This is a genomic window from Roseibium sp. JB4-4 (assembly GCF_055693425.1).
The window spans coordinates 1,056,256-1,080,854 of record NZ_CM146333.1 but is presented as its reverse complement, the minus strand read 5'-3'; the positions used below and the strand labels follow the sequence as shown (position 1 = coordinate 1,080,854).

The 24,599-nt window shown below is 55.0% G+C and carries 24 protein-coding genes and 1 pseudogene; 15 read left to right on the top strand and 10 right to left on the bottom strand.

Annotated features, from left to right (window positions below; genetic code table 11):
• Positions 1-26: 26 nt before the first annotated feature.
• Both ACZ1HV_RS04920 and gltX read left to right on the top strand, forming a co-directional pair.
• Complete coding sequence (locus ACZ1HV_RS04920) at positions 27-1,244, top strand: MFS transporter (protein ID WP_298982370.1); 1,218 nt, start codon at positions 27-29, stop codon at positions 1,242-1,244.
• A gap of 183 nt (positions 1,245-1,427) precedes the next feature.
• On the top strand, positions 1,428-2,789 hold the full coding sequence (gene gltX / locus ACZ1HV_RS04915; RefSeq protein WP_472717481.1) for a glutamate--tRNA ligase: 1,362 nt from the start codon (positions 1,428-1,430) through the stop codon (positions 2,787-2,789).
• Here the strand turns inward: gltX and ACZ1HV_RS04910 are convergent.
• Complete coding sequence (locus ACZ1HV_RS04910; protein WP_472717480.1) at positions 2,752-4,092, bottom strand: DUF2865 domain-containing protein; 1,341 nt, start codon at positions 4,090-4,092, stop codon at positions 2,752-2,754. The two genes, gltX and ACZ1HV_RS04910, sit on opposite strands and share 38 nt — an antisense overlap.
• 134 nt (positions 4,093-4,226) lie before the next feature.
• On the bottom strand, positions 4,227-4,727 hold the full coding sequence (locus tag ACZ1HV_RS04905) for a MarR family winged helix-turn-helix transcriptional regulator (protein ID WP_298814585.1): 501 nt from the start codon (positions 4,725-4,727) through the stop codon (positions 4,227-4,229).
• Between the two features lie 370 nt (positions 4,728-5,097).
• Here ACZ1HV_RS04905 and ACZ1HV_RS04900 point away from each other — a divergent pair, with 370 nt between their 5' ends.
• Together ACZ1HV_RS04900 and ACZ1HV_RS04895 are read left to right on the top strand one after the other, a co-directional pair.
• Positions 5,098-6,468 carry an MBL fold metallo-hydrolase gene (locus tag ACZ1HV_RS04900; RefSeq protein ID WP_472717479.1) on the top strand — a complete coding sequence of 457 codons (1,371 nt, stop codon included), beginning with the start codon at positions 5,098-5,100 and terminating at the stop codon, positions 6,466-6,468.
• Positions 6,456-6,970: pseudogene (locus ACZ1HV_RS04895) on the top strand (CreA family protein). Before ACZ1HV_RS04900 ends, ACZ1HV_RS04895 begins: the two are co-directional and overlap by 13 nt.
• A 28-nt stretch (positions 6,971-6,998) precedes the next feature.
• Here the strand turns inward: ACZ1HV_RS04895 and ACZ1HV_RS04890 are convergent.
• The 3 genes from ACZ1HV_RS04890 to ACZ1HV_RS04880 all read right to left on the bottom strand — a co-directional run bounded on the left by ACZ1HV_RS04890 (position 6,999) and on the right by ACZ1HV_RS04880 (position 9,402).
• Complete coding sequence (locus ACZ1HV_RS04890; protein ID WP_298814580.1) at positions 6,999-7,340, bottom strand: ArsR/SmtB family transcription factor; 342 nt, start codon at positions 7,338-7,340, stop codon at positions 6,999-7,001.
• A gap of 69 nt (positions 7,341-7,409) precedes the next feature.
• On the bottom strand, positions 7,410-7,598 hold the full coding sequence (locus ACZ1HV_RS04885; protein ID WP_298814578.1) for a sugar transporter: 189 nt from the start codon (positions 7,596-7,598) through the stop codon (positions 7,410-7,412).
• Positions 7,599-7,737: 139 nt separating this feature from the next.
• The gene (locus ACZ1HV_RS04880) at positions 7,738-9,402 is read right to left on the bottom strand and encodes a L,D-transpeptidase family protein (RefSeq protein ID WP_472717478.1); all 1,665 of its coding nucleotides are present in this window, start codon (positions 9,400-9,402) and stop codon (positions 7,738-7,740) included.
• Positions 9,403-9,679: 277 nt separating this feature from the next.
• On the opposite strand from ACZ1HV_RS04880, the gene cysS reads away from it, so the two are divergent.
• The 5 genes from cysS to rarD are packed head-to-tail and all read left to right on the top strand — an operon-like array spanning position 9,680 to position 14,659.
• Entirely contained in the window at positions 9,680-11,095 is a 1,416-nt protein-coding gene (gene cysS, locus ACZ1HV_RS04875) for a cysteine--tRNA ligase (RefSeq protein WP_472717477.1), read from the top strand.
• Positions 11,092-11,589: a GFA family protein gene (locus tag ACZ1HV_RS04870; protein WP_298814572.1), complete on the top strand. Its 498-nt coding sequence runs from the start codon at positions 11,092-11,094 to the stop codon at positions 11,587-11,589. Before cysS ends, ACZ1HV_RS04870 begins: the two co-directional genes overlap by 4 nt.
• Positions 11,586-12,080, top strand: a complete 495-nt coding sequence (locus ACZ1HV_RS04865; protein ID WP_472717476.1) for a GFA family protein — start codon at positions 11,586-11,588, stop codon at positions 12,078-12,080. Before ACZ1HV_RS04870 ends, ACZ1HV_RS04865 begins: the two co-directional genes overlap by 4 nt.
• 32 nt (positions 12,081-12,112) lie before the next feature.
• Positions 12,113-13,711 carry a citramalate synthase gene (gene cimA, locus ACZ1HV_RS04860; RefSeq protein ID WP_472717475.1) on the top strand — a complete coding sequence of 533 codons (1,599 nt, stop codon included), beginning with the start codon at positions 12,113-12,115 and terminating at the stop codon, positions 13,709-13,711.
• 36 nt (positions 13,712-13,747) lie between these two features.
• Complete coding sequence (rarD, locus tag ACZ1HV_RS04855) at positions 13,748-14,659, top strand: EamA family transporter RarD (RefSeq protein WP_298814566.1); 912 nt, start codon at positions 13,748-13,750, stop codon at positions 14,657-14,659.
• Positions 14,660-14,682: 23 nt separating this feature from the next.
• Here rarD and ACZ1HV_RS04850 read toward each other — a convergent pair whose 3' ends face one another.
• From ACZ1HV_RS04850 to ACZ1HV_RS04840, 3 genes are all read right to left on the bottom strand, one after another.
• Positions 14,683-15,324, bottom strand: a complete 642-nt coding sequence (locus ACZ1HV_RS04850; RefSeq protein ID WP_472717474.1) for a GGDEF domain-containing protein — start codon at positions 15,322-15,324, stop codon at positions 14,683-14,685.
• A gap of 47 nt (positions 15,325-15,371) precedes the next feature.
• Positions 15,372-15,935, bottom strand: a complete 564-nt coding sequence (locus ACZ1HV_RS04845) for a response regulator (protein ID WP_472717473.1) — start codon at positions 15,933-15,935, stop codon at positions 15,372-15,374.
• A 123-nt stretch (positions 15,936-16,058) separates the two neighbouring features.
• A complete protein-coding gene (locus ACZ1HV_RS04840; RefSeq protein WP_298982345.1) occupies positions 16,059-16,694 on the bottom strand; it encodes an LOG family protein in 636 nt (211 codons plus the stop codon).
• Between the two features lie 197 nt (positions 16,695-16,891).
• Between ACZ1HV_RS04840 and ACZ1HV_RS04835 the strand changes: the two genes are divergently transcribed.
• From ACZ1HV_RS04835 to ACZ1HV_RS04825, 3 genes are all read left to right on the top strand, one after another.
• On the top strand, positions 16,892-18,565 hold the full coding sequence (locus ACZ1HV_RS04835; protein ID WP_472717472.1) for a LysM peptidoglycan-binding domain-containing protein: 1,674 nt from the start codon (positions 16,892-16,894) through the stop codon (positions 18,563-18,565).
• Positions 18,566-18,706: 141 nt separating this feature from the next.
• Positions 18,707-19,102: an ArsR/SmtB family transcription factor gene (locus ACZ1HV_RS04830; RefSeq protein ID WP_298957902.1), complete on the top strand. Its 396-nt coding sequence runs from the start codon at positions 18,707-18,709 to the stop codon at positions 19,100-19,102.
• A 112-nt stretch (positions 19,103-19,214) separates the two neighbouring features.
• Complete coding sequence (locus tag ACZ1HV_RS04825) at positions 19,215-21,098, top strand: ABCB family ABC transporter ATP-binding protein/permease (RefSeq protein ID WP_298982621.1); 1,884 nt, start codon at positions 19,215-19,217, stop codon at positions 21,096-21,098.
• Positions 21,099-21,139: 41 nt separating this feature from the next.
• Here the strand turns inward: ACZ1HV_RS04825 and ACZ1HV_RS04820 are convergent, their stop codons facing one another.
• On the bottom strand, positions 21,140-21,325 hold the full coding sequence (locus ACZ1HV_RS04820) for a hypothetical protein (protein WP_298814554.1): 186 nt from the start codon (positions 21,323-21,325) through the stop codon (positions 21,140-21,142).
• 229 nt (positions 21,326-21,554) lie between these two features.
• Positions 21,555-21,743 (bottom strand): hypothetical protein, encoded by a 189-nt coding sequence (locus ACZ1HV_RS04815; RefSeq protein WP_298814552.1) that lies wholly within the window; start codon positions 21,741-21,743, stop codon positions 21,555-21,557.
• 96 nt (positions 21,744-21,839) lie between these two features.
• Between ACZ1HV_RS04815 and ACZ1HV_RS04810 the strand changes: the two genes are divergently transcribed.
• The 3 genes from ACZ1HV_RS04810 (at position 21,840) to ACZ1HV_RS04800 (ending at position 24,517) form a co-directional block, all read left to right on the top strand.
• Entirely contained in the window at positions 21,840-22,790 is a 951-nt protein-coding gene (locus ACZ1HV_RS04810) for a LysR family transcriptional regulator (protein WP_298957899.1), read from the top strand.
• Positions 22,791-22,931: 141 nt separating this feature from the next.
• The gene (locus ACZ1HV_RS04805; RefSeq protein ID WP_298814546.1) at positions 22,932-23,636 is read left to right on the top strand and encodes a phosphatidylserine decarboxylase; all 705 of its coding nucleotides are present in this window, start codon (positions 22,932-22,934) and stop codon (positions 23,634-23,636) included.
• Between the two features lie 95 nt (positions 23,637-23,731).
• Entirely contained in the window at positions 23,732-24,517 is a 786-nt protein-coding gene (locus tag ACZ1HV_RS04800; protein ID WP_363324439.1) for a CDP-alcohol phosphatidyltransferase family protein, read from the top strand.
• Positions 24,518-24,599 lie beyond the last annotated feature (82 nt).

Sequence of the window (24,599 nt, the reverse complement as noted above, 5' to 3'; positions counted from 1 at the left end):
CTATATCTTTCTGCCTGGCAGGCTACATGAGCTATTTCAGTTTTCTGCGTGACAACGCGCGTTGGCTCTCGGCTTCCTATTTGATGGCTGTGTTTTCCGGTTTTGGGCAGACGTTTTTCATTTCCCTGTCCGCCGGCTCCTTGCGGGCCGAATTCAGTCTCAGTCACGGTGACATCGGCCTTTTATACATGTTCGCAACCTTGGGCAGTGCTCTGACGCTGCCCTATGTGGGCAAGAGCCTGGATCATTTTCCGGTGCAGCGGATTGCTGCCGTCGTGATGGTCGGTCTTGCGCTGTTTTGTGTCTTGATGGCGAACACAACGTCTGTCTGGATGATCTTTGTTGCCTTTTACGGTCTTCGCCTTTGCGGGCAGGGAATGATGACGCACACGGCGATCACTGCGTCAGGACGCTGGTTCTCCGCACAAAGGGGCAGGGCAGTTTCAATCGCCACGATGGGATTCCCGACGGCGGAGGCTCTGTTTCCGATCTGTTTTGTTGCCTTGAGCGGTCTGTTCGGCTGGCGCGGGGCATGGACTGTTTCTGCACTCGTGCTGATTGTTGTGTCCATGCCAGTGATATTGACGCTGCTTGCAAAAGACAGAGTGCCGAGCGCGAAGGAAGTTGCGGAAAAGGGGCCAGAGGGACGCCAATGGACACGGCCGGAGGTCCTGCGGGATCCCAGGTTCTGGTTGGTTTCCTTCGGCGTCAACGCACCGGCGTTTATTGGTACTGCGATCTTCTTTCACCAGGTCTATCTGGTGGAGCTGCGAGGTTGGTCGCTCGAAGTGTTCGCCAGCGCGTTTGTCATCATGGCTCTGGGCGTTGTCTGTGCAGCGCTTGTCATCGGTCCGCTGATAGATCGGTATTCCGCTCGCCAGCTTCTGCCATTCACTCTTTTGCCCCTGACAATTGCCTGTGCTGTGCTTGCGTTCTTTCACGCCCCTGCCGCGGCCTTTGTTTTTTTGGGTCTTGTCGGGATCTCAAACGGTTTCAACGGCACGTTGGTTGGGGCTTTGTGGCCCGAGGTCTACGGAACCACCAATATGGGAGCGATCAGATCGGTGGCGTTTGCCTTTATGGTGTTCGCATCGGCAGCCGGCCCAGGCCTGATGGGGTGGCTGATTGATCTGGGAATTTCCTTCGATTTGCAAATCATGGCGGCGGGGCTCTACTGCATTGCCTTTTGTGGCGTTCTCGCCATCATGGCCAAGGCTTATCGGCCGGAGCACGCGGCAAATTGAATGCTTCGGGACCAAAAAACTCAAGCGCCTTCTGAACTGGACCTTTGATCAGTTCGACAAAGGAAAGCTTGCCCGATACTCACCGAATTGGTTGCCACCCGACGATGCCGCAAAGGTCTCATTTATGTGGCTTGCACCAGTTAGGGGTTGCCGCAGGGAAGCTGCCAAGCTAACTCAGTCGGCATGACTGTAACTGTTCGTTTTGCGCCGTCACCGACTGGCCACATCCACATCGGCAACAGCCGTCCCGCCCTCTACAATTGGCTCTTCGCTCAAAAGATGGGTGGCCAGTTCATATTGCGCTTTGACGATACCGACACGGTGCGATCGAAGCAGGAATATGCGCAGTCGATTGAAAAGGACCTGAGGTGGCTCGGCATAGATCCAGACCGCATTGAGCGACAGTCTGATCGCCTGGCGACTTACGATGTATCTGCTCAAAGGCTGAAGGATGCCGGCCTCCTTTATCCCTGTTACGAAACGCCGGACGAACTGGAACGCAGGCGTTCACGGCAACGCGCACTCGGCAGGCCACCAGTTTATGACCGGTCTGGACTGAAACTGAGCGCTGAAGAACGCGCAGCCCTGGAAGCCGAAGGGCGCAAGGCGCATTGGCGTTTCCTGTTGCCGAACTTCGATGGTGACCCGTTCTCAACCAGGCGGACCGATGTTGCATGGTCAGACCTGTGCAGAGGTGATCAGGCTGTTGACCTTGCTTCCATGTCCGACCCGGTTCTGATCCGCGCAGACGGCTCTTACCTTTATACGTTCACATCCATCGTCGACGATATCGATATGGGCGTCTCCCACATTCTCAGAGGCGAAGACCATATTTCGAACACTGCTGTGCAGATTGCAATTTTCAAGGCATTGAATGCCGAACCTCCGATATTCGGTCACCATAATCTGTTGACCACACAGGATGGTGAAGGCCTGTCGAAGCGAAAAGGCGCTCTGTCAATCGGTTCACTGCGGGAGGAAGGCCTGGAACCGATGGCCGTTGCGTCTCTTGCAGTCCTGACCGGCACCAGCCAGGCAGTTGAGCCAGTCCCGACAATGGCAGCGCTTGTTGCGAAGTTCGATCTCACCAGCGTGTCGAAGTCTTCCGCGAAATTCGATCCGGAGGAGCTGAAGGGCCTGAATGCCAGACTGGTCCATGAACTGCCGTTTGAGGCTGTGAAGGACCGATTGGCCAACCTGGGTATTCGCCCAAGTGCAGATTTTTGGGAAACTGTGCGCGGAAACTGTGAAACAGTCGGGGATGCCCGCCACTATTGGCAGGTCGTTGTCGGTCCTGTCGAAAGCCGGGTTGAAGATGATGATGTTGACTTCATTGCGAAGGCAAAAGAGTTCCTGCCTGACGGCGACATCACGCAAGACAGCTGGGGTGCATGGACGTCAGCCTTGAAAGCGGAAACAGGCAGGAAGGGACGTGGACTTTTCATGCCGCTCCGCCGCGTGCTGACAGGGATGGATCACGGTCCAGACATGAAGGCTTTGCTGCCGCTTATTGGGCGACAAAATATTCTGGACCGACTACCCTAACGGCATCCTTGCGACTGTCCTGAGCCGGTCGGAAACCGTCGTCATGTGTTCTGAACACTGGCGAAGAGCTGTCGCCTTCATCGTCTTCGCCGAGACGCGCGCGTATGGAGAGTACAGGCAGCCCGTCCTTGCTTTGGGTGGCCTTGGCCAACTCGTTGCCAGCCGCACCTTTTGTATCAGACAGACGACCAAGTGAAACGGTAACATCAAAACCCTTTTCCAGATTGAAAAGAGTGTCCGGATCTTCATAGCGTGGCAGGTGCGCGCGACGCAGTGGTGTGCGGGCAAACGGAGAGGGAGCGTTCTCGTCTTCCTCAAAGGTTCCGCCACGGCTCGGCTGTAAGGTGCGGCGCGGAAGACCCGCACTGATGTCCGACAAAAATATGCGATTGCCGGACCCGCTGGACAATTCTGTCCAGGACGAGGGCGTTTTGGCTTGTCCGGCCGCGCGGCAACTGCAGCCCTCGACATATTCCGACTTGTATCGGTGCGCGAAGGGCTGATCGGCATAAAGATCGCCTGCCAATGACATCATTTGCGCCTGGTCACCGCCCGGATTTCGATAAACGTAAAGTTCCGTTTCAGCGGCAGGACAGATCTCAGAGCAGCGTGCCTGATCATTCACAAACTGGTTCTTTCCTGTCGAAAAGCTGACCGGAAAGAAATACCCGTCGCAGGTTCGAACACACAACGTGCGGAATGTGCCGCCTGTTGGAAAGTGCGTGCGTCTCTGGTTGGTGCTCGTCTTGCGGCGTACGGCGCGGATGTCGCGGTCGCCAGAATGGGCCGCAACAGGTTCGGCTCTTGTCTGCGGGTTGAACAAGCGCGAAAACAGGTTGCGGGGTTTGTCTTCGCCGCTATTCGTGTTTCTGTTGGCTTCGCGAGAATTGGTGGGTCGATTGCACTTGGCGAGTGAGGCCTTGATTTGCCGAATGCGAATCGTGTTCTTCGCCGAACCTCCGCCAGACCTGGCAAGTTGCCTGTCGATCTTGGCCAGATTGGCCTTCATGCGCTTGATCTTGCTGTTCAAACCAGCGCAGTTGGGGTTGTTGCCTCGAGCACAGTTGAAATAACGCGCGTCGCGTTCGGCTGCGGAAATCGCATTTTGCTGCTGTTGCTTCGCAGCGCTCCATTTCCGTGCTGTGGCGCTCTGGTTGCCCGAGCCGGACTCCAGCCGGCGCAGCTCTGATTTCAAGCTGGCGCAGCTCGCCGCTATTGCATCGTGTGCGGGCAGGACAAAGGCTGCGCACACAATAAGCGTGCGCAAAATACTTCCGGACTTGGCGTTTCGGCAAAGTCTCATGACCCATCCCCAGCAGCGTTCAACACCACGCCGTGTCGGCTATTGCCTAAGGCAACACTATCACTGCAACATCAATCAATAGCAACGAAAGCTCTCACGTTAGGTTAATGCTGGCGACGGTTTTTGACCGATCTTCAGTCCATAGAAGTTGGGTCAGCGGCGCGCGCGAGCCGGTCGAGAATATCTTCCAGCATGGCCTGCTGGTCTTCAGTCAACGCATCGAGAAGATCTTCTGAATAGGAAAGTGCCTTGGGGACGATGTCTTCATAAAGAGCCAACCCATCTTTGCTCAGATGCAACGATTGTTCCCTTTGATCATCAAGGCTTCTGTTGCGCTCCAGAAACCCCTTCTCAGCGAGCGAAGAAACGGCCCTGCTGACCTTGGTCTTGTGCATTGAGGTTTCGCGGCCGATATCCCGGGCTGCCATGGACCCGTGTTCGCCAAGTGTGGCAAGCACGCGCCACTCCGGAATCCCGATCCCATACTTGTCCGCATAAATCTTTGAAAAAGATCGGCTAACCGTCTCGGCAAGGTGATTGAGACGATAGGGCATGAAGTGCCGCAACTTCAGGACCCGGTGTTCCGCGCCATCCGGGCCTGGATCATGCTGGGGTTGCTTCGATTGTTCTGACATGATCGCGATATCGTCCTGCGAATTTCGTTAAGCCTGTTTCGCGGCCAGAATTGGTCTGCCGTGATCCGGCCATTTTCTGTGTCTAGCAAGTATAATCAATTGAAGTTTTCGGCAAAGACACTCGAAGCTTCTTCAGAAAATTACAAGTTGCGTAAGCAAGTGTGGCGGAGAGCTTGCGCAATCGAAGTGAAATTGCGGCAAATGCGTGGAGCTATCTGTTGATAAAGAGGGAATAGTTAAGGATTTGGTGGGGGCGAAATTGCGAATCAGAGACGTAAGCTGAGACGCTACAGTCAATAGTTAAAGCGCAAGATCGGATGCGGGAAATCCGCAAGCGCCGACACTCAGCTGGCAGGAAAGCGAGGCCGCTATGGTGGAAATCAGGAACCCTTCCGAGACTGTTCCGGGAAAAAATGTCCGGTTCGAGGAACTGGGAAAAGGCTGCTATGCTTTTAGCGCTGACGGTTGTTCCAACACAGGTGTGATCATTGGTGAACGCGGCGTTCTTGTCGTGGATCCACAGGCAACACCTGCTCTTGCCGAAAAAGTACTCCAGAAAATACGGGAACTGACGGACAAGCCTATTAAGCAGGTTGTTCTGACCCATTTTCATGCCGATAGCACACTTGGGGCAACGGCTTTCGAGCCCGCGGATGTCATTGCATCTGACCTGACAAGACGGATGATCGATACGCGTGGATCCGATGATATCCGTGTGTTGTGTGACCGCGATTCGGCGCTTTTTTCAGACCTTCCAGCAGACAGCACTGTCATTCAGCCCAGTATGACGATTGCGTCTTCAATGATGATCGACCTCGGCGGAATGGAAGTTCGTCTTATGCACCTTGGCCGAGGTCACACCATGGGCGATATGGTTGTCTGGGTACCGCAGAGTTCAGTCATATTTGCGGGCGATTTGGTACAAAAAACAAGTGTTCCCTATTGCGGGGATGCTCATCTGACGGACTGGCCGCGTGCGCTCGATCGTGTGACCGCATTTCGTCCGAACGCTCTGATGCCCGGACGTGGAAAGTCTGCCAAGGGTGGTCCGGCAGTTGCGACCGCCGTAGAAATGACGAGGGATTACGTCATTACTCTTCGAGATGCAGCGTCTGCCTGTGTGGAGCAGAGCCTCGGTCTTCGGGACACTTATCTCGCCGTCAAGGACGCACTGGAGCCTCAGTTCGGGTCGCGCGAGAACTTTGAGTTTCACCTGCCTTTCAATGTCGCACGCGCCTATGATGAGGCGCTTGGGCTCGATCAACCACAAATCTGGACCCTTGAGCGTTGTGCGGATTTGGCTGATGCTTTGGGGGATCTCAATCGACGCCGGACGACGCAGCTTCCGATGAACAGGTGGCAGTTGCAGCGCAGTCCGATGAGGCCGACGGGGATCAGACAGTCGAAGACAGTCAGTCTGAGCTTGTCACCGACACCGATTTTGCCGCTTCGCTGGTCTCCGGACCAGAGCAAGATGACGAAGGTGAAGATCTGGACCTTACTGCAGAGGATATCGCCGACGATGGCGATGAAACAACCGTCGCATCGCGGCAAGGTGATGGTGAAAACCAGGAAAAGGTTCTGGAAGGAGTTCGCTGATTTCAGCGAGAGATATGGTCTTCTTGAGTTTGACGCGCGCTTGACCAGCGCGCGTTTTCTCTGTCTAGCGCTTGATCATGATTGTAAGGCCCCCACATGTGAGGCGTTCCTAAGATCTGGAGAATATCAATGCGTTTTTTGACAGCCGTCGCTTTTGCACTGGCCGTTTGTGTTCACGGTGCGGGCCTGGCGTTCGCTGACGACGACCCCGATTTGATTTTCAAGAAATCGACCGTCTGGAAATTCTTGACCCCGGATCACAAGCTGGCAACCTATGCAATCGACGATCCACTGGTCGATGGCGTTGCCTGCCATTTCACGGTTCCGGAGAAGGGGGCGTGTCAGGCTGGCTGGGTGTTGCGGAAGAGGTTTCCGATGTTTCGCTGGCCTGTCGCCAGGTCGGGCCGGTAACGATCAAGGAAAACTTCGAGCAGGGCGAGGAAATGTTTCGTCAGCGTCGATCGTTCATGTTCAAGAAGATGCGTATCGTGCGGGGGTGCGACACAAAGCGAAATGTTCTGGTCTACCTGGTCTACTCAGACAAGCTGATTGAAGGCAGCCCGAAGAATTCCACTTCGACGGTGCCGCTGATGCCCTGGGGTGATCAAATGCCGCCAAACTGCGGTGACTACCTGAGCGACTGATTTTGATTACAATTGGCCTTGGCGCGGGTCAGTCCGCGTCAAGCGTTTCGAGATGCTTGGCGACCGGAAGATCGGCATCGGCGCAAAAATGCTTGTACAGCATGGCCATGATGTCTTTGACCGGTTCGCTTGCCAGTCGATAGTAAATCGTTGTTCCTTCGCGCCGCGTTGTCACCAATCCTTGTGCGCGCAATAAGGCCAACTGCTGTGAAACCGTAGGCATACGCAACCCGGTTTTTTCAGCCAAATCGCTGACGCAGCGTTCCTCTTCCAGGACCAGACACATCAGCAGCAGGCGCGGCGCGGATGCCATCATCTTTAGAAATTCCGCCGCAGATTCCGCTTTTTCTTCTAGTGCCTTGTATTCCATGAGGTAACCTTGCCAAACAAAGGATCGCACTGCAAGTGAGGCGCTTGGCCAAAGCAGTGCAGGCGCTTTTTATATACGGCTGGCGACCGTGACAATGATGTTGCCGTTTCCGCAACCTGTGCCCGTCATCCAGCACATGCTTTTCTGTTGCATTTCCTGACCGAAAGCTTTGGTGCCGTCGGTGATGACGACGATGGCTGCAAATGGGCCGCCAAAAACAATGGCCAGAAAGACTATGACAAAGAGGCGGTTCAACATGGGTATCTCCTGATGGCAATCCGTATCGATTGACTGGAGATTAGGCTTGTGGCCTTGAACCCATGCTGAGTGTCACATTCAGCTACCGTTCAGTTTCGTAAACGCTGAATTAATCTTTTGTTTTCAGATGTTTACTCATTTAGAGGTTCTTTGTCATCGCTGTTCGCAGCGCTTTCAGAAGAACCTTGTCCCGCTCATAGATGTCCTTTCTGAAATGCGTTGACCCGTCCTTGTTCATCCATGCTGTCAGATAGGTCAGATGCACTTCTATGGGCACCTTGGGCTTGATGACAGTTCGTTTTTCACTGTCTCTGACTGTTTCCCAGTGTCCCGGATTCACGGCACTATCGACAAGAAGCACGTCGGCTAACCCAAACGGGTTGGAGACCCGGATGCAACCGTGGCTGAACGCGCGCTCCGACCGAGAGAACAAGGATTTGGAGGGCGTGTCGTGGATATAGATATTGAACCGGTTCGGGAACATGAACTTGATCCGGCCGAGAGCATTTCCATCGCCTGGGTCCTGGCGCAGCCGGAACGGAAAATTGCCGCGCGAATAGCCGTTCCAGGCAATTTGCGTCGGGGCAATTTCAGTTCCATCCCGGAATATCCTGATTTTCTTGCTGGTCAGGGCTGAGGGGTTCTGCTTCAGCTTGGGGAGGTATTCCTTCGTTGCGATGGAGTAGGGCACATTCCAGAAAGGGTTGATCTCGACATATTCCAGCTGGTCGGAAAAGACAGGAGTGGCGTGATAAGGCTTGCCCACGACAACTCTGGCGGTGTGGATCGTCTTTCCGTTGCGCACCACCTTCAGGTTCTGGTCCGCTAGATTTGAAAACACATAGAACTCGCCAAGATCGTCCCGCATCCAGCGGCGGCGCTCCATGTTGAGTTCCATCTGGATCAGTTTTTCCTGGATAGGGGTGTTGAGGTTGGCTAGCGTGCTCTTGCCGATGACCCCATCCATATCAAGTCCGTGATACTCCTGAAAGGTTCTGACCGCCTCCACCAGCGCGCCTTCGTATAGATCTCCGGTGTGATTTTCAGCGCCTGGAATATCCTCTTCGATCAACCTTTGCTGAAGGGCTTCGAGACGAAGATCCTGCATCCCCGGTTTCAGCACGGCACCATCCGGGATCTGTGTGAAACCGCCACTTGCGGCCTTTTCCCGATATTGGGCGAGCCGCCGTTTCAAGCGGGCATAGTTGTCGGACTGGGGCGCAAGGCCTTCAAGAAAAGCGCTGAAGTCGACTGCCTTCTCGGCATTCTCAAAAAGGTTTTTGGCATCCGGTTTGTCTGGAAACAGGTTCAGCGCCTTGTTGATTGCATTGGGCTGCACCCTTCCGGAAGACAAGTGGGTGGCGTATCGCAGAAACTGGCGGGATAGGTCCAAATCGAACGCGGCCCATTCATCAGCTGTCTGGGCGGTTTCAGATCGTTCGATGAATTCTATTGGGCCGTAATTGTTTGGATTGAGCGCATGGTCATTGGCCTCGGCCATAGCAGCGATGACGAGATGCGCATTCTCGGTCAGCCCGTTTTCCGTGAACCAGACGGGAGCGAATGCACGTTCGCCGTAATAGAAAAACAGGCCGCCTTCGTCATCATCTGACATTGCGGACTGGATCGCCTTGGCAATCGGCGTTTGAGGATCGAGCACCTGAGGCTGCGGGACGATCTGCGTCTCTTCGACAGCCGGTGCCTCGGTCTTTGCAAGAACCTCTTGACCGCCGTGCGGCAAGCTAAGAGCCAGAACTAATATCAGGACTTTGAAGACAAAACGAAATGATGAAAAGCTTTCCAAAGGAATACCCCCTCTGATTCCCGGTTCGCTCAGTTTAAGACAAGTCAGGTGATGCGCCAACGTTACGGTATTCACGTTTTGGCGGGCCACCTCATTTGCTGCCTTGACCGGCTCGCGATTTCCGGTCCATAAAGCTGGCCATGATGACGGCCACACGGAACATCATTTCGATCACCATTATTTGCAGCTAGCGACACCGCTGGCTGTGGCCGTCCCCTCTTGGCAAAAATTCCTCTGAGACGGATCGCCCGGCCAGCCGGCCAGGAGACCGTTTGACATGAGCGCCGCTGAAACAGCGAAATCCGGCACTTTCAAGGGCTTGAAGCTCACCAATACATTGACGCGCCAGAAGGAAGACTTCCGGGCGATCGATGACGGCAACGTGCGGCTCTATGTCTGCGGCCCGACGGTTTACGATTTCGCTCATATCGGCAATGCACGTCCGGCCATTGTTTTTGACGCGCTTTATCGTCTGCTGCGCCACCTCTACGGCGAGAGCCACGTAACATATGTCCGCAACATCACCGACGTGGACGACAAGATCAATGCAAGGGCTCTGCGGGACTATCCCGATTTGCCTTTGAACGAAGCCATCGCGAAGGTGACCAAGAAAACTACGGATCAATATCACAAGGACATCGATGCGCTCGGCGTTCTTGAACCCACGTTCGAGCCTCGTGCGACCCAGCATATCGACGGAATGGTCGAAATGATTGGCGTTCTGATCGACAAGGGGCATGCCTATCAGGCTGGTGGTGAAGTCCTCTTTGATACCTCTTCAACGGACAGCTACGGCGGTCTTTCCAAGCGCAAGCTGGACGAACAAATGGCCGGTGCCCGCATCGCCGTTGATGCGCACAAGAAGAACCCGGGGGATTTTGTTCTCTGGAAGCTGTCCAGTGAGGAAGAGCCGGGTTGGGAGAGCCCTTGGGGCAGGGGACGGCCTGGCTGGCATATCGAATGCTCGGTCATGAGCGAACATCACCTGGGCAAGGTTTTCGACATTCACGGTGGCGGTCTCGATCTGATCTTCCCGCACCATGAAAACGAGATTGCACAGTCATGCTGCGCACATGGCACTGACCTGATGGCCAATTACTGGATGCACAACGGGTTCCTGCAGGTCGAAGGCCGCAAGATGTCCAAATCGGAGGGAAACTTTTTCACAATCCAGGAGCTTCTGGAAACGGAAAGTTTTGGCGGCCGGAGCTGGCCGGGTGAAGTCTTGCGCCTCGCCATGCTGATGACCAACTACCGTGAGCCGATCGACTTCTCGCAGCGCAAGCTCGAAGAGGCTGAGAACCTGTTGTCAAAATGGCCGGAGCCCCTTGAAACCGATGCGCCGCCTGCCGACGAGGTCGTCGATGCACTGCTGGACGATCTGAACACGGCCTCGGCCATTCAGGCACTTCATTTGCTTGCGCAGGAAGCCTCAAGGAACCCCGACAAGCTGCAGGCCTATTCCGCCTCCGCGATCTTGCTTGGTGTTTCACCAGTCAAGGTCGATCTCTCGGGATTTGATGAAACTTCAATCCTGTCATCCATAAATCGCCGTTTGGAGGCACTGAAGGCCAAGAACTGGGCCGAAGCCGATCTGATCCGCGATGAACTGACGTCTCAGGGAATTCTTCTAAAGGATTCAAAAGACTCAGAAACCGGCGAGCGGGTTACGACATGGGAGGTCAAGCGGTGAGCGTAGTTGAAAATCAGTCACTCAGCGGCGGATGCCAGTGCGGCGCGGTGCGCTACCGGGTCACCGGAAAAACCGACTATCCGCATCTGTGCCACTGCCGGATGTGCCAAAAAGCGTCGGGTAATTTCTTTTTGCCGTTGATAGGGACAGAGAAAAAGGATTTCGAGTGGACCAGGGGAGAACCGACCTGGTTTCATTCTTCCAAGCCTGTCCGGCGCGCCTTTTGCAATGTCTGTGGCACTCCACTGGCGTTCGACACAGTGGGAGACACGGTCATTTCCTTCACCCATGGCAGCCTGGACGATGTCGGAGCCGTCACACCGGTTGAGCAATCCGGCGTGGAGGGGCGCGTTTCTTTCTATGACAAACTCTTCTCGCTCCCTGAAACGGTGTCAAATCGCGACGACCTGCCAGGGGGCACAAGTGATGTTTCATCGACCAATTGCCAGCACCCGGATCATGACACAACAACCTGGCCGGAGGGACATCGATGACCGGGTTTAGCGGCGGTTGCCAATGCGGCGCTGTTCGCTTTCGCGTTGCCGGCGAGCTGGGAATGGCGTCCATTTGTCATTGCCGTATGTGTCAAAAGGCTTTCGGAGGGCTCTACGGTCCGCTCGTCAGCGTGCTGGACGAAAAGGATCTCAGCTGGACACGCCAGGAACCGAAACGGTTCCAGAGCTCGAACGCGGTGAAACGCGGGTTTTGTGGTGAATGCGGCACACCTTTGACCTATGAAGCCCCGGATGGGGTAGCGTTGGCCATAGGCGCATTTGACGACCCGGGAGCGATAGCACCCGTTATTCAATATGGGGTCGAGGGCAAATTGCCCTTCACTGACCGCATGGCGGACATTCCGGCACGCACGACCGAAGACGATTTTGAGGCACTCGCCTTTCTGGCCTCGATCGTGTCGAACCAGCACCCTGATCACGACACCGAAACCTGGCCGCCGGTTAAGTCAGTTCATACGGAAAACATATAAAAAGCAGCGAACGCGCTGGGTAGGAAACGCATATGACCAAGGATCGCCTTTATCTATTCGACACAACGCTGCGCGACGGAGCGCAGACGAGCGGGATTGATTTTTCGGTCAACGAAAAGATTGTGATTGCCGGACTTCTTGAGCGCCTCGGTGTCGACTATCTGGAAGGCGGTTATCCGGGAGCCAATCCGACCGACACGGAATTCTTTCGCGAAAAGCGTACGGAAAAGGCGATTTTCACTGCGTTCGGCATGACCAAACGGGCAGGGCGTTCTGCCGCCAATGATCCTGGTCTACAGCAGATTCTGACGTCGAAATCGGATGCGTGCTGTTTTGTTGCCAAGGCCTGGGACTATCACGTCAAGGTCGCGCTTGGGTGCACCAATGAGGAAAACCTGGATTCGATCCACGAAACAGTGACCGCTGCCGTGGCCGCAGGAAAAGAGGCCATGATCGATTGCGAGCATTTTTTCGATGGATACAAGTCCAACCCGGACTACGCCATCGATTGCGCCCGCACGGCTTATCAGGCCGGTGCCCGTTGGATAGTACTCTGTGACACCAATGGCGGAACCCTGCCGGATGAGGTCTATCATATCGTGGCGCGCGTCCAGGATGTCGTGCCTGGCTCACATCTCGGCATCCACACCCACGATGATACGGGTCACGCGGTTGCCAATTCGCTGGCAGCTGTTGATGCGGGCGTTCGTCAGGTTCAGGGCACGCTCAACGGACTCGGAGAGCGCTGCGGCAACGCAAACCTGATCACTCTGATCCCGACATTGAAGCTCAAGCCGGCATTCAATGAGCGTTTCGAACTGGGTGTCGGCGATGAGCAGCTGAAAGACATCACAGCCATCTCTCATGCCTTTGATGAGATCCTGAACCGGTCCCCGGATCGACAGGCTCCTTATGTCGGCGAAACGGCTTTTGCCACCAAGGCCGGTATCCATGCGTCCGCGATTTTGAAAGATCCGCAGACCTATGAACATGTTGCGCCTGAAAACGTCGGTAACCAGCGCCGCGTTCTGGTGTCCGACCAGGCCGGTAAAAGCAATCTTCTGGGAGAACTCAACCGGGTCGGCATTGAAGTCGACAAAGCCGATCCGAAGCTCGACCGGCTGCTTGCTCTGGTCAAGGAACGGGAAGCGGAGGGGTATGCCTACGAGGCCGCCGACGCTTCCTTTGAACTGCTGGCCCGGCGTGAATTGGGGGAAGTCCCGCGTTTTTTTGACGTGAACTCCTTCCGGGTGATGGTCGAGCGCCGTTTCAACGCGATCGGTGATCTGGTCACCGTGTCTGAGGCGGTCGTCAAAGTGGATGTTGAAGGCGAAACCCGCATGTCGGTTGCCGAAGGAAACGGTCCGGTCAATGCGCTGGACATGGCTCTGCGCAAAGATCTCGGCAAGTATCAGTCGGACATTGCGGGCCTGGAGTTGATTGATTACAAGGTGAGGATTCTCAATGGTGGAACGGGCGCTGTAACGCGCGTTCTCATTGAAAGCCATGATACCAAATCCCACCGCCGCTGGTTCACGATCGGTGTCTCTTCAAATATTGTCGATGCCTCGTTCCAGGCACTTGTCGACTCCATCACATTCGCGCTTTTAAAGGCAAACGGGTCTGACTAAGGTCCGTCGCTGGCAAGGCGCCAGAAAGGCAATCTGATGTCGCAGACGGTGTCTGACGCCGAAGCGCATGCGGAGTTCCGCAGGGGACTGATGTTCGGTTTTGCGGCTTACGGTATGTGGGGCTTCTTTCCCGCTTACTACAAGCTGACCGACACGGTTCCTGCCGACATTGTCGTCTCCCATCGTATCCTTTGGTCGGTGCTGTTTGTCGGATTGTATCTGTACCTGCGGGGCCGCTGGCCTGAAGTGCGCGAGGTTTTCAGACAACCCAATGTGCTGAAGGGCCTGTGCGCTTCGGCAAGTTTTATTGCGGTCAACTGGCTCGTGTTCGTCTGGGCGATTGCCAACGAGCAGGTTCTCGACGTTTCCCTCGGGTATTTCATAAATCCCCTTGTGAGCATAGTCGTCGGTCTGGTTGTGCTTCATGAGCGCCTCTCGATAGGACAAGGCATTGCCGTTGGAATTGCAGCTCTGGCGGTGTTGATGCAGGCGGTGCTTGCTGGCGGATTGCCCTGGGTGTCGCTGGTTTTGGCTTTTTCCTTCGCCGGTTATGGCTATGTCCGCAAAGTGACGCCTGTGAAGGCTACGCCGGGGATGTTCGTGGAAACGCTTTTGCTGATGCCGCTGGCGAGCCTCTATGTTCTCTTGAGCCTCAGCTGGGGTGAAGATGCCTTGGTGCTGAACGATCTGCCGGTTCTCGCAGCACTCGCAGGGACCGGTATCGTCACCGCTCTGCCGCTCATCTTCTTTTCATCTGCGGCTCGGCGTTTGCCGCTCTTCATGTTGGGTTTGATGCAGTATATGGCGCCGTCCATGCACTTTCTGATGGCAGTCTATGTTTGGGGCGAACCACTCGACCCGACAAAGCTGATGGCTTTTGCGCTCATCTGGGTGGCGCTAGTGGTCTTTACCTTTGACAGTTGGCATCGTTACCGAAAGGCGCATTGAGATCAGGTCAAGCTTGTTGTTGCTCAGTCTGCGGCTACCAGCTGGCCGCGACCGGTTCTCTTGGCCGTATAGAGCCTCAGATCAGCGGTTTTGAGAGCGGTGTCGAACTTGTCGTCTTCAAGCACCGACGCTCCGATGCTTGTTTGAATATTGTGTTCCTGACCGTCGAATTTGACGGGCGCGATTTGTAAGGTTTGAAGCAATCCCTGTAAACTTTGAGCGACTTCATCCCTCGACCTGTCGCAAAAGACTATGCAGAACTCATCGCCCCCCAGCCGGGCAACAATGTCGTTTTCATTGGTAAGTTCGGCGAGGTGACCTGCAAAGCGCTTTAGGACCGCGTCCCCGAAATCGTGGCCGAGGGTATCATTGATGTCTTTGAAGGAGTCCAGATCCAGCAGGGCCAGCCAGTGGTTGCGGCCCTCGGTCACGGCCCACCCCTTGATGACTTTGGCTGTTTCGTCGAGCAGGTAGCGTCGGTTGTATAGCCCGGTCAGCGCATCGCGCATCGCCATGTTGTTCAGTTCTTCAATGCGATAGATGTAGTCCAGATTTTGCGACACTCTGAGAAGCAGTTCCTCCGGAGAACAGTTCTTGTCGACAAAGTCAGCAGCGCCATACTTCAAAAATCGAACCCGATTGTCCGGATTTGCAAATGAGGACATGCCGATGACGCCGACTTTTTCAGCATCATGCAGCCGCCTGCAGGCTTTCAAAAAGCAAATCCGTCTTTGTCCGGCATGAAATAGTCGGCCAAGACCAGCTTGATGTCCGGATTGGCCGCCAGGCACTCCAGGGCTTCATCCGTGGAGCCGGCCTGATAGACCTTGTAAAGATGTTTGGAGACTATCTTGGAAATTGCATCGCGTTCGACCGCAGCATCATCGAGAACCAGGATGCCGATGCTCGGGTTCTTCGCAAGTTTGCGGATCAGATCGGCAACGTAGTTCAAACTGCCCGGTGAATCCTTCAACACATAGTCGATCACACCCTTTTCCAGCATTTTGCTCCGGGTTTTGGCATCGAAACGGCTGGTGAAGACGATCGTCGGAATTTTCCATTTTTCGCAAAGATCGACGATCTCGCCATCAGGTGCATCGGGCAACGTCAGATCGACCAGGGCAAGGTCCGGCTCGCCGATGGGCAGATTGAGGCAGCTTTCAGCTTCCGCATAGTTTCGGGCCACCATGATCTGGTTTCTGCCGACCTCGTGCAGTTTTTTAACGATCGCTTTTTCAAAAAACGAAGCGTCTTCAACCAAAAGGGTCGTTTGCATGGAAGGACCTATTGCTAGCGAATCTTTCGGGACGGTACTATTCAATGACACCAACCGCAATTTATACGGTTGTTGTTTTTCCGATCACCTCAGGAGAAAGAACTTTCTACCTGACTACTTTGTTCACAACTCTCTGACGTCGGCCAGGTGATCTGATACCTGGTGCGAGGTGCCGGAAACTTGTTGGCGCAGCAACGGCAAGATGTCCTCTATCTTCTTGGCGACCAGATAAGGGACTTCGGTTTCTGGACGGATGTAGCCCTGAGCACGCATGTGGTCCAGCAGTTCCAGAAGTGGTGACCAGAAACCGTTGATATTCGCAAGGACGACGGGTTTGCGGTGCTGACCAAGCTGGGCCCAGGTCATCATTTCCACGGCTTCTTCCAAGGTGCCGATCCCACCTGGTAGCGCAATGAACGCATCCGATTTTTCGAACATCAAATGCTTGCGCTCGTGCATGTCACTGGTGATGACAAGGTCTTCCAGCGTGTCCAGCATCACTTCGCGTTTTTCCAGGAACTTTGGAATAATCCCGGTAACGTCGCCGCCGGACTCCAGCGCAGATTTTGCAACCGTGCCCATCAGGCCGACCGAGCCGCCGCCGTAGACCAGACGCAGCCCCGCGTCGGCGATGAGCTGACCAAGACGGGTTGCCGCTGCTTCGTGAGTCGGGTCCGAACCAAAGCTGGAACCACAATAAACGCAGACGCTCTTAAGCTGATTTTGAGAAACCGTATTCATGACGCAAAGATGTGGCATTCAGATTGCCATGTGGTCAAGCATTCTGTTTGAAAGGCCTTGGTTCTGAAGCGGGATTTCTTGCCGCGCTTTGAAAGAACAGCTATGCATGGACCCTGACAGGACTTTTCTGACTGTGGCTGAAGCCGCAGGGCCTGATGCAGGGAACAGACACGGAATTGCCGCGGACAAGAATTCGCGCTTCCGACAGGAAAAAAATGAACAAGCTGACATTGATCTGGACTTTGATTGTGGGTGTACCGGTCGGGGTTGCCGCAGTCGTGACCGGGTACACTTACAACCAGACCGGCCGGTTGCCGTTTCAGCAGCCTGCAGAAGTTGTTTCTGCACCTGCCACGCAAGAAACGGACGAGCAATCTGTCTCATCGCTTCAGCAATCATCTGGCTCAGACGGTCCGGTTGAGACCAAGGCTGCCGAAAAGAGTGTGGACGTCGAAAGTGGGACACCGCCAAAGGGGCCAAGCTTTGATGTTGTTGGTGTTGAGCCGACCGGCGAAACGGTTGTTGCAGGTCGTTCCGATGCCGGTGCAATTGTTGCTCTCCTGGCCAATGGCAAGGTCGTCGGTACAAGCATTGCCAACGAGGCCGGCGAGTGGACAATTATTCTTGATGAACCGCTCAAGCCGGGCGACTATGATGTTGGCCTAGAGGTTCATGACGAAAAGGGCCAGCCCGTCGAGCAATCGACTGAAAGGTTGGCTGTGTCCATTCCCGAAGGCGGAAACGAACAGCCACTGGTCGTCTTGAATACGCCCGATGGTCCTTCAGACGTTCTCCAAAAACCAGCAACAGAAACCGTGATCGCCGCCGCGCCGCAGACCAGCACGAGCGCGCAGGTTACCGGAAAAGATTCAGTGGCCGATGCGGGTCAAACGCCATCGGTTGAGGCAGAAACAGCTGCCAATGAAACGGCTGGCGAAGACGTTTCAGCCAAGTCCTCTGAAGCTTCAAATCCATCGGCGGAAGTTGCCGTTTCAGCGTCAGCTGCACCGGAGACCTCATCGCAGGCCACGGAAGAACAGACGGCTGCAGCATCGCAAGAAACAGCTCCTGCTACAGAAGATGGAAAAGCGCAGGTTGCTGCCCAAAGCGCAGATGCGCCGAGTGGAGAAACAACGGCTGTCGCTGAAAGCGGCGATCACGCAACTCCCGAGGTGAAAGCGGAGGAAACGCAAACAGCAGCTGCATCTTCTCAGCAAGACAGCCAGGGCGCGGTCACGGCGGAAACGCAAAGTACGATTGCGGGCAAATCGGAAAAAGCACCAGCAGAAACAAGTGTTGCTGCTTCAGCGGCAACCGAGACGCCGACCGAAGCAGCTCCAACGGTAACTGTGGAAGCTGTGGAATCTGAAAAGGACACGGTTTATGTCGCAGGCACCGGCGAACCAGGGTCTTCAGTCCGCGTGTATGTTGGCGACGAATTCCAGGGTGAAGCCCAGGTCAATTCCAGTGGAAAATGGCTGGTGCAGGGCAGCAAGAACATCGCCGAGGGTGACGTGGAAGTTCGGGCGGACCTGATTGCCGGCGACGGCAGTTCTGTTGACGCCCGCGCTGCGGTGACCTTCGAAAAGGAAGAAGACAAGCAGATCGTCCTGACAAAGGTTGTGGCCACCGGAAGTGGCGATACTGGTGACGGGCAGGGTGCTCAAGTGAAAAAGTCGCTGCCTGTGGTCATCATCCGCAAAGGGGATAACCTTTGGCGGATCTCGCGCAGGCTCTATGGTGATGGTGTTCGCTACACCACGATTTACAAGGCGAACACCGACCAGATCCGCAATCCCGACCTCATTTATCCTGGCCAGGTCTTCCTGACGCCTGAGGGCGATCTCAATTGGTCCGATGGATCGGATGACGACGGGCGCAACGGATAGGTGATCCAGCCCTGAAGCAAACGTAATAAGAGGCGGGAGAGGAAAGCATTCTCCTGCCTTTTTTCGTTTCCTGCCTTGTTTTTGAATACATTCATCGCATATTCACGATGGAACACGCGGATGTGAGCCGGGATATGCTCGATGAGCGAAACGGAAGTGAAAACCAAAACTTGCCTTGAAGCATCGCGCGCGTGCTTGCAAAGCTGCGAGGACCTTGCCGGAATTTTTCGCGCGCTGGGGCATCCCGCGCGCCTTGCGATTATCAAGCAGCTTGCCGTTCGAAATGAAGCCTGTTGTGGCGAGATCGTGGATCATCTGCCGCTGGCTCAGTCCACCGTTTCACAGCATTTGCAGGTCCTGAAGGATGTTGGCCTGCTGACATGCGACACCCGTGGCAGAAACTGTCATTACATCTTGAATTGGGACAAGCTCGCGCAGGCCGAGAGGTGCTCACAAGACTTCTGGACCTGTCTTAATGCGGTTCAGTCCGATCAGGCGCCCGCGACCAAGGACCCGGCGAGCTCCGCCGGCGAATAAATAAAGAACGGTCGCAACCGCGACCCGGAGAAAATTTGTGACAGATCAATCAGCCACCTCGCCGCACAAGTCATCTGGTGCGGCTGCAGGCAGCCAGTCAGACCAGCCCAAAATCCGCAAGGCGGTCAATGCCGATGAGGGCAGCACGCTTACAACACTGGCCAATCTCTGGCCCTTTATCTGGCCTTCAGACCGGCCTGATCTGAAAAAGCGCGTTTTACTGGCGGTCTTTGCGCTGATCATCGCAAAATTCGTTACTGTGCTATCTCCCTATTTCTTCGCCTGGGCAACCGACGCACTGACAGGGGAGGTGGCGGATCTTCCGGCATTTCTTGTTGCGCCGGTCATGCTTGTTCTTGCCTATAATGCTGCGAGAATTCTATCTGTTGCCTTTAACCAGCTTCGGGACGCCTTGTTTGCGCGGGTTGGTCAGCACGCCGTGCGAGAGCTTGCGAATCTGACGTTCCGCCATTTGCACCAGCTTTCGCTGCGGTATCACCTTTCGCGCAGGACAGGCGGGCTCAGCCGCGTCATTGAGCGCGGGGTGAAGGGGATTGAGTCCATAGTTCGTTTCACGATCTTGAACGGACTGCCGACCATCCTTGAATTCGCGATTATGGCAGCGGTGATCTGGTACCAGTTCGGCTTTTTCTATGTTGTCGTTGTGGCAGTCATGATCGCAGCCTATGTCTGGTTCACGGTCAAATGTACCAACTGGCGTATCGGCATTCGCCGCGAAATGAACGAAAGCGACACGGAAGCCAATTCCAAGGCGATCGACAGTCTCTTGAATTTCGAAACAGTCAAGTATTTCGGAAATGAGAAGATGGAGTCCGAACGCTTTGATGTTTCCATGGCCAGATACGAAGCGGCGGCAACCAAGACCTGGACATCACTTGCCTGGCTCAACCTCGGACAAGCCGTCATCCTTGGTATCGGTATGGCGGTCTGCATGGCGCTCTCGGCGCAGGCCGTTCTGGCCGGCGAACAGAACATAGGTGACTTTGTTCTTATCAACGCCCTGTTGATGCAAATTTCCATTCCGCTCAATTTCATAGGCTTCCTCTATCGCGAAATTCGACAGGGACTGGCGGATATCGAAACCATGTTCGATCTTCTTCTTGTTCCGGCTGAAATCAGGGATCAGCCTGACGCTGCACCGCTCTCGGCAGTTGAGGGCAAAATTGTCTTCAAGGACGTCAGGTTCCACTACGATGCCGACCGCCCGATCCTGAAGGGTATTGATTTCGAAGTTCCTGCCGGCAAGAGCGTGGCTATCGTCGGACCTTCCGGAGCAGGTAAGTCGACAATTTCCAGGTTGTTGTTCCGTTTTTATGACGTGACCGGTGGCTCTGTTGAGATTGACGGGCAAGACGTTCGCAATGTCACTCAGGAAAGTGTCCGCCATGCGATCGGCATGGTTCCTCAGGACACCGTGCTTTTCAACGATACGATTGCCTACAACATTCGATACGGCAGGCCGGGCGCGAGTGAAGAGGATGTCAAGGAGGCTGCCCGCATGGCGCAGATCCATGACTTCATCGAGAAACTGCCGAAAGGGTATGACTCGGAGGTTGGCGAGCGGGGACTGAAACTGTCTGGCGGAGAAAAACAACGTGTTGCCATCGCCCGCACAATTCTGAAGTCACCGCCAATTCTGATCCTGGATGAGGCGACCTCTGCGCTGGACACCCACACGGAACGGGAAATCCAGTCGGCATTGGATCAGGTTTCCAAAAACAGAACCACGCTTGTGATTGCGCACCGTTTGTCGACGGTCGTCAATGCCGATCAGATTATTGTGCTTGAGGCCGGTGAGATTGCAGAGCGTGGCACCCACATGGAGCTTCTGGAAAAGGGCGGTCTCTACGCTTCCATGTGGGCACGTCAGAGAGAGGCGGATGAAGCTGAGGAGCGGCTGCGCGCTGCGCGGGAGCAAGACGATCTTGGTGTCGTGACCCGGGGCAAGACTGCGGACTACATTCCAGCGAAATAGAGATATGGCGGCAATGCATCGCAGGGGCAGCCGCGCAGCAATTAGGCTGCGCGGTGGATTTCCACATTGAGGTCGTTTGCGCCTTGCAAACCTTCGAAGCGCTTTTGGGCGTGTTTCGAAGAAGTGGACCGGAACAAGAAGCGCGAGACAACACCTGCCAAACGACGCAGTTCCTGATTGCGGATCGAACGCGCGCGGAGTTCGTAACTATCGCCTGTGTGCAACATGATGGTCTCCTTTGTGTGTCGGTTACCCTGTATTTCACATTGAGAAAGTTGGGAGAATTGGGCTTCTCTGGAAGGTTTTGTTCCAGAAGATCGAATAATTGATTGGGGCACCCGGCTAGCGGTGCGCATATTCAAGTATCGAGCATGCGTTGGTTTTAGTGCTTCTTCCGCCTGGTCGGTTGCACCGAAACTGGCCGTTTAATGTCGGAGCGAAGCCAATTTCATGCGCTTACGCCGCGCGCTTGAACTCGAATACGCTGTCATTCGCATTCTCCAAATTCAGTGATGTGCCGGCTCTGTTTGTTTTCTTGCCTTTTGCACGAACGAGAAAACCGGTCAGAGCAATCGCCAACTGACGCAGTCCTTCATTCCGGGCAGCGCGTGCCCTGATTTCGTAGATATCGCCTGTGTGCAACATGGTGGTCTCCTTCGTGTTGATGAGACTGTTATTTCATGTTGCGATCTTTGGAAGAATATGGCTTGAATAGAAATTATTATTCTATAAAGTCGAATAATGAGACTGGAAGATCTGAAATTCTTTATTCGCATTGCTGAGCTTGGCAGCATGGCCAGTGCAGGCCGGGAAATCGGACTGTCACCATCTGCGGCCAGCACAAGGCTGACCGGGCTTGAAAAAGTCTTTGGTGCTCAGTTGTTTGCAAGAACAACGCGAAAGACAACTTTAACAGAAGCGGGCCGCGTGTTGTTGGAACATGCGCGCGCGGCTGTTGGAGAAATCGATCAGGCCAAGACGATACTTGAGGCTTCCAATGAAGCGCCTCGCGGGTCGCTGCGGATCTCCTGCAATACCTTTTTCGGCAGAAAACATATCCTGCCTCATCTGGTGGAGTTTCGGTCGCTATATCCGGACATCCAACTCGAAATGGACATTTCGGACCGTATGGTGAATGTCGTCGACGAAGGCTACGACATTGCGGTTCGCGGGGCACCACTTGCCGATTCTTCCCTTCTTGCACGACGCCTCGGCGGCAATCCGAGGGCTCTTTGCGCCTCGCCAGACTATCTGGCCCGCAAGGGCGTCCCCAGCACACCGGAAGATCTTGCCAATCACGACTGTATCAGCATGGCATCCGTACCCATCTGGTATTTCAACGGCCCTGAAGGCGAAATGGCGTTCGAGTTGAAAAAGCCGGTGATCAAGGGGGATAGCGGAGACCTGACCTATGATGCCGCTATCCACGGACTTGGCCTCAGTCTGAAATCACTTGCGCACGTTTGGGAAGACTTGCGCGATGGACGGCTGGTTGCTGTCATGGAAGACTACTCGATCGCCCGAACGGGCGCGATCTGGGCGGTCTATCCACCCAGTCAGTTTGTTCCGCCGAAAGTGACGGCTTTTGTGGACTTCCTGATCGGAAAATATGGCAAACCGCCTTATTGGGAGACTGATTACAAGCTTCCGTCAGCCGCAAGTCTTGGGGAGAGACCGGCAAGATTCGAATGAATAACGGGATTTGCCGGTTCTCTTGGTAGAAAAAAGCCTCTAGAAGCGGGGAAAGAGAAGCGCAACAGGTGCATATCAATAGGGGATGAGTTGCCGATAAAGCCAGGTCCCGAAAAGCCTGTTCAGTGAAGCGGATGTAAAATGTCGATTGTAGATAGCGTTACCAAGTCCATGGTTCCGATCCACCGCGAAGGGTGGCCGTTCGTTGCCATTGCACTGGTCGCAACTCTGGTTGTTGGATGGTTTATCGATCCGCTGTTCTGGATCGGGCTCTTTTTCACAGGATGGGTTTGCTACTTTTTCCGCGATCCCAAGCGGGTCACGCCGGTGCGCGAGGGGTTGGTCATTTCCCCGGCTGACGGGGTGGTGAGCCTTGTCGGTTTGGTGCGCCCGCCGGCTGAGCTGGAGCTCGGCAACGAACCCCTGATGCGCGTCTCCATTTTCATGAATGTTTTCAACTGCCATGTGAACCGCGCGCCTATCGGTGGCAAGATCACCCGAGTGGCCTACCGGGCAGGTAAGTTTTTAAATGCCGAGTTGGACAAAGCCAGTGAAGACAACGAGAGAAACGGGCTGGTCATTGAGACCGGAAACACCCGTATTGGCGTGGTCCAGATTGCTGGACTTGTTGCTCGCCGGATCGTGTGTTTCGTGCGGGAAGGGGAAACGCTCAACACGGGTGAGCGTTTTGGACTGATCCGCTTCGGATCCCGTCTGGATGTTTATTTCCCGGCGGACACGCAGCCGAAAGTGGCGCTCGGACAAACGATGATAGCCGGTGAAACGGTTCTGGCGGACCTAAGTGTTCCGCAAGAAGCCGCACAAACGCTGACCAGAGTAAACTGAGGCCAGACGTGACCGAGGCCCCCGAAACAGACACCGACCAGAACCGCTCTGCGCCGCGTTTCCGCCGCGTTCCATTGCGTCTGATTGTGCCGAACATGGTGACGCTGCTCGCACTGTGTTCCGGACTGACGGCTGTGCGTATGGCTTTCGAAGGTCGTTGGGAGTTCGCGGTCGGGGCCGTGCTGGTGGCAGCGGTGCTTGATGGGCTGGACGGACGCGTCGCGCGCATGATGAAGGGAACCAGCCGGTTTGGCGCGGAACTGGATTCTCTGTCGGATTTCGTCAATTTCGGCGTAACGCCTGCGCTGATGCTCTATCTTTGGATACTCAAAGACGCGGGAAACCTCGGCTGGATTTCTGCGCTTATCTTCGCGATTTCAGCTGCCCTTCGCCTGGCAAGGTTCAACGTCGCGCTTGACGATCCCGACAAGCCAGCCTGGGCATCGCGTTTTTTTACCGGTGTTCCAGCGCCGGCAGGGGCGTTGACGGTTCTCCTGCCTCTTTATCTGGACTTTCTCGGACTGTTTCCGCACTGGTTTGCCGACGCTGCGTTCGTCGCCGCTTATACAATCTGCATTGGGTTTTTGCTGATCAGCAGACTGCCGACCTATTCGGGCAAAACGCTCGGAACACGCGTCCGCCGTGACTACGTTTTGCCCCTGTTTGTTTTCGCCGTCCTGATCGTGGCCCTGACAGTCAGCTATCCATTCCGCATGCTTGCCGGCGGGGCGGTTCTTTATCTCCTCACGATCCCGTTTTCCTGGCGCGCACACAGAAAGCTGGTTCTTGCGGATGCATCGATGCACCTCGTTGACGATGGTGATGAGTGCGATACCGACCTCGACAATATAGCAGACCGGGACAAGGATCACGGTGGCTGACCACCAATAGTCAGCGGCCGGTTTCGGATCTCGCAAATCGGGTTTCAACGTCTTAAAAACCAGTTCACTTAAAGCGCCTCGT